Raw genomic sequence first — 15,037 nt, 5'->3', positions numbered from 1 at the left:
GCTCGCCCGCGGCACCCGAAAGGCTTGGCAGAAACCGGCCTGGAACAATCCTGCCGACCCCGGGGCCAGTACAGAAGCAATGGCACTGCGCCTCGGGAGCTCCACATCCACCGAAGAGCTCCGCGGCATCGAGCCCCGGAGACTGCCCCGCCTCACCCCGGGACGTCGAGAAGATTCACTACGACCTTCAACTACTAATTTGAGTACCCGGTCTGACCTGCAAAGTAAAAATAAATCTCAATCTGATAAAGGTTGCGTGTTTTCTCCGTTTGAGCTTGGTAGTTGCTGAACACTTTGGTAATCATTGAATGGTGAAAAGAGCAACCCTATGAGCCAACGACGCGCGTTCCGTCGCATATTCCTTCCCGCTGCATGGCTAGTTATCGGCGCCTTGATCGCCGTCAGCCTCGTGAAACTCGCGTTTGCCGGCGGCACTGCCAGCGCCGACGATGACCTGTTCCCCACCGGAGAGATCCCGGCAGAGACCATCTTTGCTGAGAAAGCCACGGTAGAGAACAAGCTGTCCATTCCCGGAACCATTAAGCTCACCGAATCGAAAGAGCTGAATGCGCCCGTGGACGGCGTTGTCAATTGGGCTTTCGTCAAGCCAGGCGACAATGTCTCCCTCGGCGATCGAATCTTCCAGGTCCGCGCCGAATCCCAGCCAGAGAGCGTTGAGGCCAACGACTCGGATAGTGAAGGTTCACAAGACGAGCAGCAACCGCAGGAAGCTGCGCCAGTGGTGAAGTACCACGACGTCTACGCAACGGCCACAGGCAAGGTCGGCGCTTTCCAGATCGAGGTTGGCGATGACGTCACCAAGGGCACAGGACTCGGCGCGATCCAGCCCCAAGAATTCTTGGCCGCCGGTTCGATCGATCCGCTGGACCGCTACCGGTTGCTCGATGAAAGCCTCGAAGCAACGATCACCATTGACGGCGGACCGGAGCCATTCACCTGCAAGGACCTGTCTGTCGGTGACAGCGCTTCGAAGAAAACCAGCGCCGGCTCCGCCGACCAGGACATGGTATCGCAGGTGGATCCAATGGCATCCGGAGAATCCACGGAGAGCTCTTCGGGCAGCGAGATTTCTTGTGCCGTACCTGCAGACATCGTGGTTTTCGACGGCCTGAGCATGAACATGGAAATTGATGCAGGCACCGCCGAGGACGTATTGACCGTACCGGTATCGGCTGTTCGCGGCCTGGTTGGCCAGGGTGCGGTGTGGAGGCTGGATGAAAACGGCAAGGAAATCCGCACCGAGGTAGAGCTTGGCGTGACCGACGGAAAGGTCATCGAGGTGATTTCAGGACTGAAGGATGAGACGGAAATTCTCCGCTTCGTCCCAGGATCCACCCCGGCACCTGAAGAAATGATGGATATGGAGTCCTACTCAGATGAGTGGTGAGCCATTGCTGAAGCTCGAGAATGTCACGCGCAGCGTCCTGCTGCCCGACGACAGCGAGCTGCATATCCTCAACGGGATTGATCTCACGGTGTCCGAAGGCGATCACATAGCCATTGTCGGCCGTTCGGGTACGGGCAAGTCCACGCTGCTGAATATCCTTGGCCTGCTTGATCGGCCCACCAACGGTAGCCTGCTGTGGCGAGGCAAGGATGCGACCCGGCTGAGCGCCAAACAGGCGGCCCATGCACGCGGGCGCGACCTCGGTTTCGTTTTCCAGCAGTTCAACCTCCTGCCAGGACGCACTGCCCTGGAAAATGTCATGGCTCCACTGATGTACGCCGGTGGACGCGACTTCTGGAATCGGCGCAAGCTAGCAACCGAGTCCTTGGAGCGCGTGGGACTGGGCAAACGCTTGGATTCAATGCCCCAGACCCTCTCCGGTGGTGAGCAGCAACGTGTGGCCATCGCTCGCGCGCTGGTCCGCCGGCCACGAGTCGTACTGGCCGATGAGCCCACCGGTGCCTTGGATGTCACTACCGGACGTGCGGTGATGGATCTCTTGGATTCCGCCACGGTTGATTCCGGCGCTGCCCTGATCACCATCACGCACGACAGCAATGTTGCGGCCTTGGCCCGAGAACAGCTGCAGTTGGATGGCGGGCGGCTGCATCCGCTCAGTGAGGTGGCGGCAAGATGAAATCCTTAACTCGCTTAGGAACCGGTTTTGTTGCTGCGCTGCTGGAGGCATGGCAGGAACTGCGTATTCACAAGTTGCGCGTCTTGCTCTCCTTGGTTGGTGTCACCATTGCGGTGGCCTCGTTGACTACGGCATTGGCCGGAGCTGGCATGGCGCGTCAGATGATGACCGAAAGCCTTGAAAGCGAGGGTCGGCCAGCAATGATTGTTGTCTACGCCTACGACCCGAACTCGGATGCTGGTCCTGCGGGCAACGACCAAATCGATGAGGCCTTTCAAAAGACCATTGACCGGTTCAAGGTCGAGTACACCACCATGATGGGACGCAGCTACGACCAGAAAGCTTCAGCCCAAGGGCTGAGCCTTGATGCCGAGATCATGGTGGTTGATCCCGACTACGCTCCAATGCACCGGTTAGTTGTTACTGACGGCCGCTGGCTGGAAGCCGAAGATGCACAGAATCTTGCCCCAGCGGCGGTGGTTGACCACACCTTCATCAAAGAATTGGGACTGGAAGGCCAGCGACTGCCTTTAACCGTGGATTTGATGAGCAATGGGAACACCGTCTCAGTTACGGTCATCGGAACCACCAAAGCATCTAGCTACGGCATGGGCGGCAAGCTGTGGATGCTGCCGGCCACCTATGAGCACTGGTTCGGCATGCAAGCTCCGCTCAATGAGGTCAGCTACAAGCTGTGGGTGCCCATCGAGGGATCCGAAGAGCTGGCCATGCACTTCGGCCAGCAAATGCAGGCAGAACTTCCTGGTCTCACAGTTGATGCGCACCGCGAAGATTATCTGATGTGGGGTGCTGATGAGAGCTTGAAGATGTTGACCATGGTGGTTGCCGGGATCGCAATCATCATCTTGCTGCTTGGTTCCCTGAGTCTGCTCAATGTTGCCATGGTGACCATGAAGCAGCGTATCCGCGAAGTGGGTATCCGACGCAGCTTCGGTGCAACAACCGGACGCGTATTCTTCTCGGTGATGATGGAAAGCGTCGTGGCCACGGCCGTAGCAGGTGGCATTGGCGTGCTCATCTCCGTTGCCTTGGTCTCCAACGAGAATCTGCTGAATATGGTGATGGCTACCGAGCTGGACCAGATGCCGGCATTCCCTATCGGTGCGGCCGTACTTGGCATGGGAGTTTCCATCGCCGTAGGCGCACTGACCGGTGTGCTTCCCGCGCTGGTGGCAGCCCGAGTCAAGATTGTGGATGCTATTCGCGTCTAATATGCAGATGCCGCTAAGGCGCTGGAACGGAAGCATGACTTCCGTTCCAGCGCCTTCTGCGTACCTCTGGTGAGTCGGCTGATTAACTGCGGTAGCCGAGGACCGTTGAGAAAGCCTCCGTCGCCGAGGTCTCAAACCAAGAGGTTCTTCTCCAGCTCAGTGGCCGCGAACTGTGTTGAGCTGATCTGTTTATCCCTTGCTCACGGCAGGGAGGGATTCGTCGCTGCGCGATGCGCCTCCGGACGCGCGTTTTCTATCCTTCTTCCTCTTTCCATCTTCCGTCTTCATCCAAGCAATCAACCCGATAGTAGTGACAGCAGCGATGCCGATCCAAATAGTTCCCCAAAGTGTGGATAACTGGATCCCCAGACCTCCGGTAACGGTGAAAATCAGTGTGGCCGGCAGGAATATAAACGCAAAAATATTCACTCGGTGACTGAACTTCTCACGCTTAACCGCCTCTTCGCGCAGTTGTTCGGCTCGTTCGCGATTCACCTGCTCTTCTTCGGCGCGCTGGTTGGCTTCCAGATAATCCATGATGGATTTCTGTTCGATCAGTGAATGCTTGATTCTTTCTTCCAGCATGCGCACGTTCTGCATGGCTTGCAGCACCCGAGTTGCAGATTCACGTCCGGGTATCTCCTGCAACCAGCGCTTGCCGTGGAACTCGATAAACCTTTTTTGAATGTCCTTGTATCGCTTAAGCGAAGCAGCGGAATCCTCAAGGTTTCCGGTTGCCGCTAGATTGGCCAGGTGTGCCGCGCGCTGGGTCAAGAATTCATCTTGCTGCATCGTCAAGACCGCCAAATCGACGAAGACTGAATGCGCTAAGGCCACCGTATGCCCAGTCTCTGCGATCCAGTGTTCAGGATCGCCATCCGGACGGGACTGGGCAACAATCCCCATCCCCCGATCACTGCACCAACCAATTGACGGGCCAAGGGAGACTTGGGCTTTGCTAACTCCGAGGTCGGACCAGTCGCTCAAAGTTGGCTTAGGCGTGGCGGTTTGAGCAATGCTCAGTGCATGCGCCCAGCGCACTGCAGGGTTGTCCATCGCGCTCGGTCCGTGCCAGTGTTTTTGGCACTGAGGAATCTTGTCTTGCGGAATAAAAGTGGAGATCGTATAGATGTTCCCCCATGGATCCTGCTTGTCTTTTGATTGCAGAGCGCCGCCATTATTCAGTTCTACTGCCAAGCCTGCTGAACGCAAGGCGTTGTTTACACCCGCTCGCAAGTCCTTGCCATCGATGTTTGTGCCCGGCAGTAGCCCAGCACGAGTCGGCCGGTGCAACGCAGAGGTCACCCAACCGGGGGTTTGCAATGCCTCTTTCGAAAGCTTCAGGTGCAAGGCGACGTATTCAGCGTTGCCGGCTCCTGTTTCCGCCTCACTACGAGAACGTGAAATTCCAGCGATCCGGATACCGGCGCCGGTCAGCTTGCTGATTACCTTCTGGTTGTCGAAAGCAAACGTTGGAGCACCCGATAGTGCTTGCTTCGCGTCGGCAGTCATGGCCAGGAAATGAGGTCCGACCGAAGTCTTGTCGAACCAGCTTTTTGATGCTTTATGCAGATTTCCCGCGTCGTTTTGGAGAAACTCAGAAGTTTCGCTTTGCAGATCTTTGCAGAACATCTTCCACGTGATATCCGCGGCATTCGACGGGACCCACCACAAGTTTCCATCAGGTTCCGTGATCGAAGATGCCGGAACTCTGGCGACCAACGCCACGGATCCCCACATCCAGCTATTTGCGTGGACCTCGGTGGGGTGCGACGGCAGCGTCGAATCAATCACGCCTGTGTTTTGACCTGAAGACATCTTTTTCCTTGCGCTCTCATCTCAGCGAGTTTCGGATATTAAATACACTCCCCATAAATACAGGCTATCTACAATTACCCGGCATGCAGGAGGAAGCAACGGAATATTTCTCGTGAACAATCCATGACTCCACTTGCCCTCACCCTCAGTGAAATGGCCTATTTCCACGAACGGCAAAAGAGCGCCTGCCGTAGCTCGGCTTCGGTTCGCGAGCGAGCTTGCCACTGCCGCCCAGCTGGCAAGAGGATAGCGCCGGTCGGGCATCCTTTGCCGACTACAGGGCAACGATGGCCATGCAGGGAATCCGGCATCAGATCGACTGGCTAGCCAGGATTCCAGCTATCGATTGTGTGCTGCAGTACATCCGTTCCGGCGCCCCGCAATTGTCCATTTCGAAACATTCCCGCTCCCGGAGAATTCCGCGTGATCTTGCGGATTCCCAGGCCTTCACGGTAATCATTTCCAAAGATTTCCAAAGCCCGCTTGACACCGTTTGAGATTCGGCGCACACTGATCGTATACGATTTGATGTACGAGATGATGTTCGATGAAAGCAGGCCGATCAACGGTGAGCAATATTGTCCCAGTAACCGAAGAGACCTTCGCGCAGGCAGGCAAGATCCTGGCCGTACACCTTAGCTACTCCTCGCGTGCAGCGCAGCGCGGACGCACCCCGAAGTTCCCCAGCTACTTCATGAAGGCCACCAGCTCGCTGGCCGCCAGCGGTTCCACCGTGGAACGCCCAGCTGGCACCGAGCTGCTCGCCTTCGAGGGCGAGATCGCACTGATCATCGGCAAGACCGCTCGCCGCGTCTCGGTAGACGAAGCCTGGGGCTACGTCGGGCAGGTCACCGCATCGAACGACCTCGGCGTGCACGACATGAAGTACGCGGACAAGGGCTCGAACATCCGCTCCAAGTCCGGCGACGGCTACACCCCGGTGGGTCCCAACGCCCTGGATGCTGCCACCTTGGATCCTGCCAAGCTGCGCGTGCAGACCTGGGTCAACGGCAAGCTCGCCCAGGACGCCGACACCTCCGAGCTGCTCTTCTCCTTCGCAACCATCATCGCCGACCTGTCCCAGCAGATGACCCTGCAGCCAGGTGACATGATCCTCACCGGCACCCCGGCCGGCTCCACCGTCTTCTTCCCCGGCGACGTTGTCGAGGTCGAGGTCACCGATCTGGTCTCCGGCGCCACGACCGGCAAGCTGGAGACCACCGCCGTCGAGGGCACCGCGGCCTTCGCCGCTTTCGGCAACCAGCCAAAGGTCACCGACAAGGACAAGGAAGATGCCTACGGCGATCGCGAGACCGCCGGCATGGCCCCGATCATCACCGGCAAGGACGTGCTGACCGACAAGGTCCGCGAGCAGCTGGCTTCGGTGGCTACCGCCACCTTGTCCGCCACCTTGCGCAAGCGCGGCCTGAACAACGTGAACATCGAAGTCCCCGGTGCCACCAAGGGCATGCAGCGCGTGATCGGCACCGCCCGCACCCTGCGCTACATCCCCAACCGCGAGGACCTGTTCAAGGCCCACGGCGGCGGCTACAACATGCAGAAGCAGTCCATCGACTCGCTCAATGACGGCGAGATCCTGGTCATGGAAGCCCGCGGCGAGACCGGCTCGGCCACCCTGGGCGACATCCTGGCCCTGCGCTCCCAGCAGCTCGGCGCCGCCGGCATCATCTCCGATGGCGGCGTACGGGACCTGGACGCCGTGTCCAACCTGCAGATCCCGGTCTTCTACAACGGCGCCCACCCAGCGGTTCTCGGCCGCAAGCACGTGGCCTGGGACAAGGACATCACCGTGGCCTGCGGCGGCGTATCGGTGCAGCCAGGAGATGTGATCGTGGCCGACTCCGATGGCATCGTGGTCATCCCGCCAGCAATGGTGGCCGAGGTGGCCGCTGAAGCCGCGGTGACCGAATCCAATGACGAATTCATCTTCGCCATGGTCCAGCGCGGCCACGGCATCGAGGGCCTGTTCCCGATGAATGATGCGTGGAAGAGCAAGTACAACGCCTGGAAGGACGCAGGCAGCCCGGATCTGGACTCATGGTCGCTGTAATGACCGCCTCCAAGTCCGAAGCCGCCTACCAGCTGGTATCCGAGCGCATCGTCAACGGGGCATACTCCCCCGGCTACCGGCTGGTGCTGGGCACCATTGCCGATGAGCTGGGCTGCTCCGTGGTTCCGGTGCGCGAGGCGATCCGCCGGCTGGAGGCCGAGGGCCTGGTGCACTTCACCCGCAACGTCGGGGCGACGGTGGCCCACGTGGATTCCACCCTGTACCTGCACACCATGCAGACCCTGATGGTCATCGAGCCGGCCGCTACCGCGCTGGCTGCCGATGCCATGGATGCCGCCTGGCTTGCCAAGGCACGGGCGCTGAACGAGAACATGCGCCAGTGCCTGGAGGATTTCGATCCGGTGGCCTTCACCCGGATGAATACCGAATTCCACCAGCTGCTCTACGGCCAGTGCCCCAATCCGCACATCCTGGACCTGGTCCAGCGCGGATGGCGCCGGCTGGCGGCCATGCGGGCCAGCAGCTTCACCCACATTCCCAACCGGGCTCGCGCCTCGGTTCAGGAGCATGAGGCGCTGCTGGATCTGATCGGCAACCATGCCACCCCGGCGCAGATCGAAGCCGCCTGCCGGGACCACCGCTCGAATACGCTCAACGCCTATTTGAAAGCGGCCGGCATGGCACCTAGCGCCATCTAGCCAGCAGCACCGAGAACTTTCATAGATTTGCCACAACCCATCCGGTGAAAACACCGGAACAGCACGAAAGGAACTGCCATGAGCAAGCACTTCGTACCGGAAAACCTTCCGACCCACCTGCAGCACTACATCAACGGCGAATTCGTTGACTCCATCGGCGGAGCAACCTTCGACGTGCAGGAACCGGTAAGCAACACCAACTACGCCACCGTGGCTTCGGCACAGCCCGAAGACGTGAACCTGGCAGTTGCCGCCGCCAACAAGGCCTTCAAGGAAGGCCCTTGGGCCAAGATGCTGCCACGCGAGCGTTCCCGCGTGCTGCACAAGATCGCTGACATCGTCGAATCCCGCGACGAAGAGCTCTCGCTGCTCGAGTCCTACGACTCCGGCCTGCCGATCACCCAGGCCAAGGGCCAGGCCCGCCGCGCCGCGGAGAACTTCCGCTTCTTCGCCGACCTGATCGTCGCGCAGGTGGATAACTCCTTCCGCGTCCCAGGACGCCAGATGAACTACGTGAACCGCAAGCCCATTGGCGTCGCCGCGCTGATCACCCCGTGGAACGTTCCATTCATGCAGGAATCCTGGAAGCTGGCTCCGGCCATCGCCACCGGCAACTCGGTGGTCCTCAAGCCTGCCAGCTACACCCCGCTCTCCGCTGGCCTGTGGCCAGAAATCTTCCGCGAAGCCGGCCTGCCAGAGGGCGTCTTCAACCTGATCTTCGGTTCCGGCGGCGTGGCCGGCGACTACCTGGTCAAGCACCCGGATGTGCCGCTGGTGTCCTTCACCGGCGACTCCTCCACCGGCGCCACCATCTCCACCGCGGCTGCGCCATTCTTCAAGGGCCTGTCCCTGGAGCTGGGCGGAAAGTCCCCTGCAGTGGTCTTCGCCGACGCTGATCTGGAAGCTGCCCTGGACGCCACCGTGTTCGGCGTGTTCTCGCTGAACGGCGAGCGTTGCACCGCCGGTTCCCGCGTGCTGGTCCAGCGCGATATCTACGATGATTTCGTAGCCAAGTTCGCAGAACGCGCCAAGAACATCCGCGTTGGCCTGCCGAGTGACCCGAAGACCGAAGTCGGTGCACTGGTGCACCCTAACCACTTCGAGAAGGTCATGGGCTACATCGAGATCGGCAAGACCGAAGGCCGCTTGCTGGCCGGCGGCGGCCGCGCCGAAGGCTTCGAAGAGGGCAACTACGTTGCTCCGACCGTCTTCGCCGATGTTGCCCCGGATGCGCAGATCTTCCAGGACGAGATCTTCGGCCCGGTTGTTGCCATCACCCCGTTCGACACCGACGAGGAAGCACTGGAATTGGCCAACAACACCAAGTACGGCCTGGCAGCCTACGTGTGGACCAGCAACTTGAAGCGCGCGCACAACTTCGCGCACCAGATCGATTCGGGCATGGTGTGGCTGAACTCCAACAACGTCCGCGACCTGCGCACCCCATTCGGCGGCGTGAAGGCTTCGGGGCTGGGCCGCGAAGGCGGCTACCGCTCGGTGGACTTCTACACCACCCAGCAGTCCATCCAGATCACCCTGAACGAAGCGCACTCCCCTAAGTTCGGCGTCTAGGAAGCACGCGCTTCCCGCCCCTAGTTTTTCTTGCTTGCAAAGGAGCAAATCATGAGCAAAGAGATCGCAAACCCGATCCCAACCCCTTCGGTTCCAGCACCGGATATCCTGCGCTGCGCCTACGCTGAACTGGTCGTCACCGACCTGGAGCGCTCGCGCAAGTTCTACGTGGACGTACTGGGCCTGCACGTATCCTACGAAGACGAGAACCAGATCTACCTGCGTTCCTTCGAGGAATTCATCCACCACAACCTGGTGCTGACCAAGGGCCCGGTGGCAGCACTGAAGGCCATGGCTTTCCGTGTGCGCAGCGCCGAAGAGGTCGACAAGGCCGAGGCCTACTACAAGGAACTGGGCTGCCGCACCGAGCGCCGCAAGGAAGGCTTCGTCAAGGGCATCGGCGATGCACTGCGCGTCGAGGATCCACTGGGCTTCCCGTACGAGTTCTTCTTCGAGACCACCCACGTTGAGCGCCTGCACATGCGCTACGACCTGTACTCGGCCGGCGAACTGGTCCGTCTGGACCACTTCAACCAGGTCACCCCGGACGTGCCGCGCGGGCGCGCCTACCTCGAGGACCTGGGCTTCCGCGTCACCGAGGACATCCAGGACGACGAAGGCACCACCTACGCAGCCTGGATGCACCGCAAGGGCACCGTGCACGACACCGCTTTGACTGGCGGCAACGGCCCGCGCCTGCACCACGTGGCCTTCTCCACCCACGAGAAGCACAACATCATCCAGATCTGCGACAAGATGGGCGCACTGCGCATCTCGGACCGCATCGAGCGCGGCCCCGGCCGCCACGGCGTCTCCAACGCGTTCTACCTGTACATCCTGGATCCAGATGACCACCGCATCGAGATCTACACCCAGGATTACTACACCGGCGATCCGGACAACCCGACCATCACCTGGAACGTGCACGACAACCAGCGCCGCGACTGGTGGGGCAACCCGGTTGTTCCATCGTGGTACACCGAAGCTTCCAAGGTCCTGGACCTGGATGGCAACGTGCAGGAAGTCATCGAGCGCACGGATGACTCCGAACTGGAAGTCACCATTGGCGCCGACGGCTTCTCCTTCACCCGTGCCGGTGACGAAGACGGCTCGTACCATGGCCAGGCTTCCAAGGGCTTCAAGCTGGGCAACCAGCTCTAAGCCAGGCAAGCTCTTCTAGACCCAGAGCTTGGCAGCTTCCCTGAGCTGCAACACAAGAATCCCGGGACATCAGCGAATTTCTTCGCCGATGCCCCGGGATTCTGCTTTTATTGGCCACGCTAATTCCTAGTCCATCGGCGAGACCCTGATCAGGTTGCCATCTGGATCCGCGGCAACAAAGGTCCTGCCAAAGACTTCGTCGTAAGGTTCTTGCACGATGCGCACTCCCTTGGCGGACCATTGGCGGCAAGTTTCGTCAACGTCACCGCCGGAGCCGGGGACCATCAAACCCACCTCGCTGGTGCGCGGGGTTTCCGGGACCGCATCTTCATTCTTGCCGGACCACACAGCGAAGCTCACCTGCTCGCTGAGGGCGAATGCCACATAGCGCGGCGAGACGAAGACGGGATCCATATCGAACAAATCGCCATAGAATTCGGCAGCTTTCCGGGCATCTATGACATAAACGAGGAACAGGTTCGGGCGGGGCATCGGGGACTCCTGGGATCAATGAATTAGTGGACATTAGCAGTCCACCAGAAAATCACGACAGAACATGTCTTCTTTTCTGGGATACTTGGAGGTCATGAAAGCTTCCAGGCTGTTGCACCTGCTCTTGCTGTTGCAGACTCGTCAGCGCATCAGCTCCTCGGAACTGTCCCAGACGCTGGAGGTCTCGCGACGGACCATCCTGCGCGATGTCGAAGCGCTGTCCATGGCTGGCGTCCCTGTCTACGCCGAGCGCGGGCGCCACGGAGGAATCGCCTTGCTGCCGGGCTCCCGATTGAATCTGGCCCATCTGGAGCCGCCGGAGCTGGAAGCCTTGTCCGTGGCGGGGCTCGATGAACGGCATTTGGAACTTCTGGGCTTGCGGGACGCACATGCTACGGCGGCGCGCAAGGTCGCGCTGAAGCAGGACGCAGCTCCAGCGGCCCATCCCCGGGCTACGTTGGCCGATATTGTCATGGTGGATAGTTCTGCCTGGATGTCGGGCCGGAGCCTGCTGGTCGATATCGCGGATCTGGCAACCGCGTTGCGGCTTCGGCGCCAGCTGCGCATCAAGTATCGGCGCAGTACCGAGGCGCACCCAGCGTTCCTGCTCGTGGATCCCTATGGACTCGTGGCCAAGTCCGGTCGCTGGTATCTCGTCGCCGAACAGCAAGGTGAGCAGCGGCTGTTCTCGTTGGAGCGGCTCTACTCATTCGAAATCCTGCAGGCGCCGGCAAACTTGCAGGTCGATGCCACCCTGCGCACGGTGTGGCTCTCGCTCAAGGAACGCACAGAGGCACCCGGGGACGTGATGATCACGGCCCGCCTGCGTGCAACTCGACTGGATTTGGCCCGGCGAATCTTGGGCGAGCGTCTCCGGGACGTGGACGCAGCCGAAGGAGGGTGGTACCCGATCACTATCGTGTTCCGGCAAATCCAAGACGTGCGCCAACTGCTCCAATTTGCCGACCATATCCACGTAACTGGTCCCCCAGCGGCACGTGACATGATTCGCGCGCTGGCCACCGATCTGGTTTCGCGCCATCAGGATCCATCCGCCGCACCGGTGCCCCGAGAGCCGGATCGCTCGTGATCGTCGCGAGCGCGCAAAGGCCGGCAACCGCTGCGGTTGCCGGCCTTGTGCTTCCTGCGCTGCTTCACCAGTGGCGGGGTCAGCGCACCGCCCGGAAACGGAAGGCGGAGCCCAGCGCCGCGATGCTCACGATGGCCAGCACCGCCAGGTAGTAGCCCGGGGCAATCGGCTGGCCAGTGGCCTCGATCAGGAAGGCGCAAATCATCGGGGTGAATCCGCCGAAAATCGCCACAGAGGTGTTGTAGCTGAAGGACAGGCCCGTGGCCCGCGACGAATCGCTGAAGACATCAGCCATAACCGACGGCAGCGCACCGAAGTACAAAGCCTTGAGCAATCCCAGGATGACCATTACGACCGCGAGGACCAGGAAGGTCTTGCCCGCAATCAACCAGAGGAACAGCGGGATGGTCAGCAGCATGATCGCCAGCGCGGCGGGAATCATGATGCGCAATCGTCCGAAGCGGTCCGAAAGGTGGCCCACCACTGGCGTGGCGAAGGTCAAGATCGCCCCGGAGATAATCAGCGAGGAGAAGGAAACGGTAGGGCTCATGCCCAATTGGCTGATGCCGAAAGTCGGCATGTACTGCAGCACGAAGTTCAGCGCTGTCGAAATAGCCAGCGCTCCGCCGGCGATGAACACCGAGGCCTTGTTCGAGCGGAACAGCTCGCGCACCGGGGCATGCACCGCGTTCTTGGCGCTGTGCCGATCCCCCGGGGCCGCTTCGGGCAGCGGCGCTTCATCGACGTGGCGACGGATCCACCAGCCGGCAGGGCCCACCAGCAGACCGATGAAGAACGGTATGCGCCAGGCCCAGTCGTTCATCTGCTCCGTCGTGAAGATACTGGTCAAAGCGACCACCGTGATGGCAGCCATCATCGCGCCCAGGCCTTGGCTTGCGAACTGGAAGCTGCCCAGGAATCCCTTGCGCCCCTTGTCCTGCGCCAAGAGGTACGAGGTGGCGGCACCGAACTCGCCACCGGCGGAGAAGCCCTGGATGAGCCGCCCCAGGATGAGCCCCAGCGGAGCGAAGATGCCGATGGTGTCGTAGCCCGGCAGCAGTGCAATGATCGCCGTACCCACTACCATCAGCCTGATAGTGAGGATCAACCCCTTTTTCAAGCCCTTGCGGTCCGCATAGGATCCGAGTACAAGTCCACCTAGAGGGCGGATCAGGTAGGAGATACCGAAGACCGCAAAAGCCTGGATGACCTCTACTGCCGGATTTTCCGAGGGGAAGAAGTTGTGGCCGATATAGATTGCCAACAGCGCATAGATGGCCATGTCGTACCACTCCAGCGCATTGCCAATGGTGGCTGCGGCGATACCGCGAGCGGTGGACTGGCGTCGGGCCGGCGCTGTCTGGTCTTTAACTGGTAATTGCTGATTTTCCATGCTGGAGTCCTAGATCTTCTCGCTGCTAGCCGCTACCGTGCGCGGCAAGGTCGTGTTCGTTGCCAGGTCATGGAAGAGCCCGCACATCATTTTCAGTCCTTGGCGCAGCACCGGCTCCAGGGCGTGCTCGTTGGGCCCGTGCTGCTGGCACCCCGGATAGGAATGCGGGACCCACAAGGTCGGCAGGCCAAGCGTCGATTCGAAGACCGCATTGGGCAGCGAACCGCCGATATTGGGCAAGACCACCGCGGGCACGCCGGTGCTCCGCTGGATGGACTCGCTGGCCCAGCGCACCCAGGGGTTGTCGGGGTTGGTCCTGCTGGCCGGGAAGCACTGTCCCATGGCCAGCTGCACCATCGGGTAGCCGGCCTCGTCCAGTGCCCGCCGGATCGCCGCTTCCAGCCCCGCCAGATCCGTTCCAACGACGAAGCGCAGTTGCAGGACCGCCCGGGCCTCACCCGGGATGGCATTGACCGGCCGGGCGACGTCGGCCGATTGCAGGGCGATCACCTCCAGGGTATTCCAGGCGTAGAGCCGTTCTGCCGCGCTCAGGCTGGTGTCGCCCCAGCCGTCGGCCAATTGCGGGTCCTGCGCTCCTCCGCCCACCTGCACCGATTGGAGCGCTTGGCGCACCGAGTCGGGCAGTTCGTCGGGAAGCAGCCCTGGTACTTGGATACGCCCATGCCCATCGACCAGTGCACCGATCGCGCCAGCCAGCGTGGTTGCGGGGTTGCGCAGCAGGCCGCCCCAATTCCCTGAATGATAGCCGCCCGCGCGCAGCGGAATGCTGAGTTCGAAGGTCGCCCCACCCCGTGCGCCAAGAAATATCGTGGGTTCCTGGGCTGACAATCTGGGGCCGTCCGAGGCGATGAAGAGATCTGCGGCGAGTTCTTCGCGGTGCGCCGCGGCGTATTCATCCAGCTGCGGGGACCCGATTTCCTCGCCGGCTTCGAACAGGAAGACCGCGTTGAATCCCAATTCCCCGCGCTGGGCCAGCAGCATCTCGAAGGCCTTGAGGTTCACCAGGTGCTGGCCCTTGTTATCCGCCGCGCCGCGTCCGTACCAGCGCTCGCCCTGGGCATCCAGCACGAAAGGATCGCGCCCCTGCTCCCATTGCCCCGCTTGGCCGTCAACCACATCGGCATGCCCGTAGCACAGCACCGTAGTGTAATCCCGATGTTCTGTGCGAACCGCGCGCAGGAAAGAATTGCCCGATCCCCGCCAGTCCAGATCAAGCCGCACAGTAAAGCCCATGCCTTCGAGCCTCGATCGTAAGTTCTTATCCAGATATGAGTTCGTTGCAACCCTCTGGCTGGGGTCGGTGCTGACTGTCGGGCAGGCAACCAGCTCGGACAAGTCCTCGAACAGCTCCCCCGAGTCGACATACTTGTCCGCAGCTACTAGCAAATCTTCTCTATTCGGCATGATTTCTCCCCGCTCGGCG

At 60.8% G+C, this 15,037-nt stretch carries 12 protein-coding genes; 8 read left to right on the top strand and 4 right to left on the bottom strand.

Annotation, left to right across the window (positions count from 1 at the left end; genetic code table 11):
- The first annotated feature begins 328 nt into the window (after positions 1-328).
- The 3 genes from CQ012_RS00155 to CQ012_RS00145 are packed head-to-tail and all read left to right on the top strand — an operon-like array spanning position 329 to position 3,337.
- Positions 329-1,408, top strand: coding sequence for an efflux RND transporter periplasmic adaptor subunit (locus tag CQ012_RS00155; protein WP_105661078.1), 1,080 nt, complete (start codon positions 329-331; stop codon positions 1,406-1,408).
- Positions 1,398-2,105: an ABC transporter ATP-binding protein gene (locus CQ012_RS00150; RefSeq protein WP_105658038.1), complete on the top strand. Its 708-nt coding sequence runs from the start codon at positions 1,398-1,400 to the stop codon at positions 2,103-2,105. Before CQ012_RS00155 ends, CQ012_RS00150 begins: the two co-directional genes overlap by 11 nt.
- Positions 2,102-3,337 carry an ABC transporter permease gene (locus tag CQ012_RS00145; protein WP_105661077.1) on the top strand — a complete coding sequence of 412 codons (1,236 nt, stop codon included), beginning with the start codon at positions 2,102-2,104 and terminating at the stop codon, positions 3,335-3,337. Before CQ012_RS00150 ends, CQ012_RS00145 begins: the two co-directional genes overlap by 4 nt.
- Positions 3,338-3,526: 189 nt before the next feature.
- On the opposite strand, the gene CQ012_RS00140 is transcribed toward CQ012_RS00145, so the two are convergent.
- Positions 3,527-5,155 carry a magnesium transporter CorA family protein gene (locus CQ012_RS00140; RefSeq protein ID WP_146112863.1) on the bottom strand — a complete coding sequence of 543 codons (1,629 nt, stop codon included), beginning with the start codon at positions 5,153-5,155 and terminating at the stop codon, positions 3,527-3,529.
- 547 nt (positions 5,156-5,702) lie between these two features.
- On the opposite strand from CQ012_RS00140, the gene CQ012_RS00135 reads away from it, so the two are divergent.
- The 4 genes from CQ012_RS00135 to hpaD all read left to right on the top strand — a co-directional run bounded on the left by CQ012_RS00135 (position 5,703) and on the right by hpaD (position 10,618).
- Entirely contained in the window at positions 5,703-7,226 is a 1,524-nt protein-coding gene (locus CQ012_RS00135) for a fumarylacetoacetate hydrolase family protein (protein ID WP_181148971.1), read from the top strand.
- On the top strand, positions 7,226-7,885 hold the full coding sequence (locus tag CQ012_RS00130; RefSeq protein WP_105658033.1) for a GntR family transcriptional regulator: 660 nt from the start codon (positions 7,226-7,228) through the stop codon (positions 7,883-7,885). The genes CQ012_RS00135 and CQ012_RS00130 overlap by 1 nt, the downstream gene beginning before the upstream one ends.
- Positions 7,886-7,963: 78 nt before the next feature.
- Positions 7,964-9,457, top strand: coding sequence for a 5-carboxymethyl-2-hydroxymuconate semialdehyde dehydrogenase (hpaE, locus tag CQ012_RS00125; RefSeq protein WP_105661074.1), 1,494 nt, complete (start codon positions 7,964-7,966; stop codon positions 9,455-9,457).
- Between the two features lie 63 nt (positions 9,458-9,520).
- Positions 9,521-10,618 carry a 3,4-dihydroxyphenylacetate 2,3-dioxygenase gene (gene hpaD / locus CQ012_RS00120; RefSeq protein WP_105661547.1) on the top strand — a complete coding sequence of 366 codons (1,098 nt, stop codon included), beginning with the start codon at positions 9,521-9,523 and terminating at the stop codon, positions 10,616-10,618.
- A 126-nt stretch (positions 10,619-10,744) separates the two neighbouring features.
- Here hpaD and CQ012_RS00115 read toward each other — a convergent pair whose 3' ends face one another.
- Entirely contained in the window at positions 10,745-11,110 is a 366-nt protein-coding gene (locus tag CQ012_RS00115; protein WP_105661073.1) for a VOC family protein, read from the bottom strand.
- Between the two features lie 94 nt (positions 11,111-11,204).
- On the opposite strand from CQ012_RS00115, the gene CQ012_RS00110 reads away from it, so the two are divergent.
- Entirely contained in the window at positions 11,205-12,200 is a 996-nt protein-coding gene (locus CQ012_RS00110) for a helix-turn-helix transcriptional regulator (RefSeq protein WP_105661546.1), read from the top strand.
- A gap of 79 nt (positions 12,201-12,279) precedes the next feature.
- On the opposite strand, the gene CQ012_RS00105 is transcribed toward CQ012_RS00110, so the two are convergent.
- Positions 12,280-13,593 (bottom strand): MFS transporter, encoded by a 1,314-nt coding sequence (locus CQ012_RS00105; RefSeq protein ID WP_105658029.1) that lies wholly within the window; start codon positions 13,591-13,593, stop codon positions 12,280-12,282.
- A 9-nt stretch (positions 13,594-13,602) separates the two neighbouring features.
- Positions 13,603-15,018: a M20 family metallopeptidase gene (locus CQ012_RS00100; protein WP_105661072.1), complete on the bottom strand. Its 1,416-nt coding sequence runs from the start codon at positions 15,016-15,018 to the stop codon at positions 13,603-13,605.
- Positions 15,019-15,037 lie beyond the last annotated feature (19 nt).

The sequence above is a fragment of the Arthrobacter sp. MYb214 genome, assembly GCF_002979865.1.
In the GTDB taxonomy this organism is placed as follows: Bacteria; Actinomycetota; Actinomycetes; order Actinomycetales; family Micrococcaceae; genus Glutamicibacter.
This window is presented reverse-complemented; position numbering and strand designations above follow the sequence as displayed.

Excerpts from the sequence above, each read along its gene's own strand:
- CQ012_RS00155 (WP_105661078.1), top strand. The coding sequence starts at position 329 with ATGAGCCAACGACGCGCGTTCCGTCGCATATTCCTTCCCGCTGCATGG.
- CQ012_RS00150 (WP_105658038.1), top strand. The coding sequence starts at position 1,398 with ATGAGTGGTGAGCCATTGCTGAAGCTCGAGAATGTCACGCGCAGCGTC.
- CQ012_RS00145 (WP_105661077.1), top strand. The coding sequence starts at position 2,102 with ATGAAATCCTTAACTCGCTTAGGAACCGGTTTTGTTGCTGCGCTGCTG.
- CQ012_RS00140 (WP_146112863.1), bottom strand. The coding sequence starts at position 5,155 with ATGTCTTCAGGTCAAAACACAGGCGTGATTGATTCGACGCTGCCGTCG.
- CQ012_RS00135 (WP_181148971.1), top strand. The coding sequence starts at position 5,703 with ATGAAAGCAGGCCGATCAACGGTGAGCAATATTGTCCCAGTAACCGAA.
- CQ012_RS00130 (WP_105658033.1), top strand. The coding sequence starts at position 7,226 with ATGACCGCCTCCAAGTCCGAAGCCGCCTACCAGCTGGTATCCGAGCGC.
- hpaE (WP_105661074.1), top strand. The coding sequence starts at position 7,964 with ATGAGCAAGCACTTCGTACCGGAAAACCTTCCGACCCACCTGCAGCAC.
- CQ012_RS00115 (WP_105661073.1), bottom strand. The coding sequence starts at position 11,110 with ATGCCCCGCCCGAACCTGTTCCTCGTTTATGTCATAGATGCCCGGAAA.
- CQ012_RS00110 (WP_105661546.1), top strand. The coding sequence starts at position 11,205 with ATGAAAGCTTCCAGGCTGTTGCACCTGCTCTTGCTGTTGCAGACTCGT.
- CQ012_RS00105 (WP_105658029.1), bottom strand. The coding sequence starts at position 13,593 with ATGGAAAATCAGCAATTACCAGTTAAAGACCAGACAGCGCCGGCCCGA.
- CQ012_RS00100 (WP_105661072.1), bottom strand. The coding sequence starts at position 15,018 with ATGCCGAATAGAGAAGATTTGCTAGTAGCTGCGGACAAGTATGTCGAC.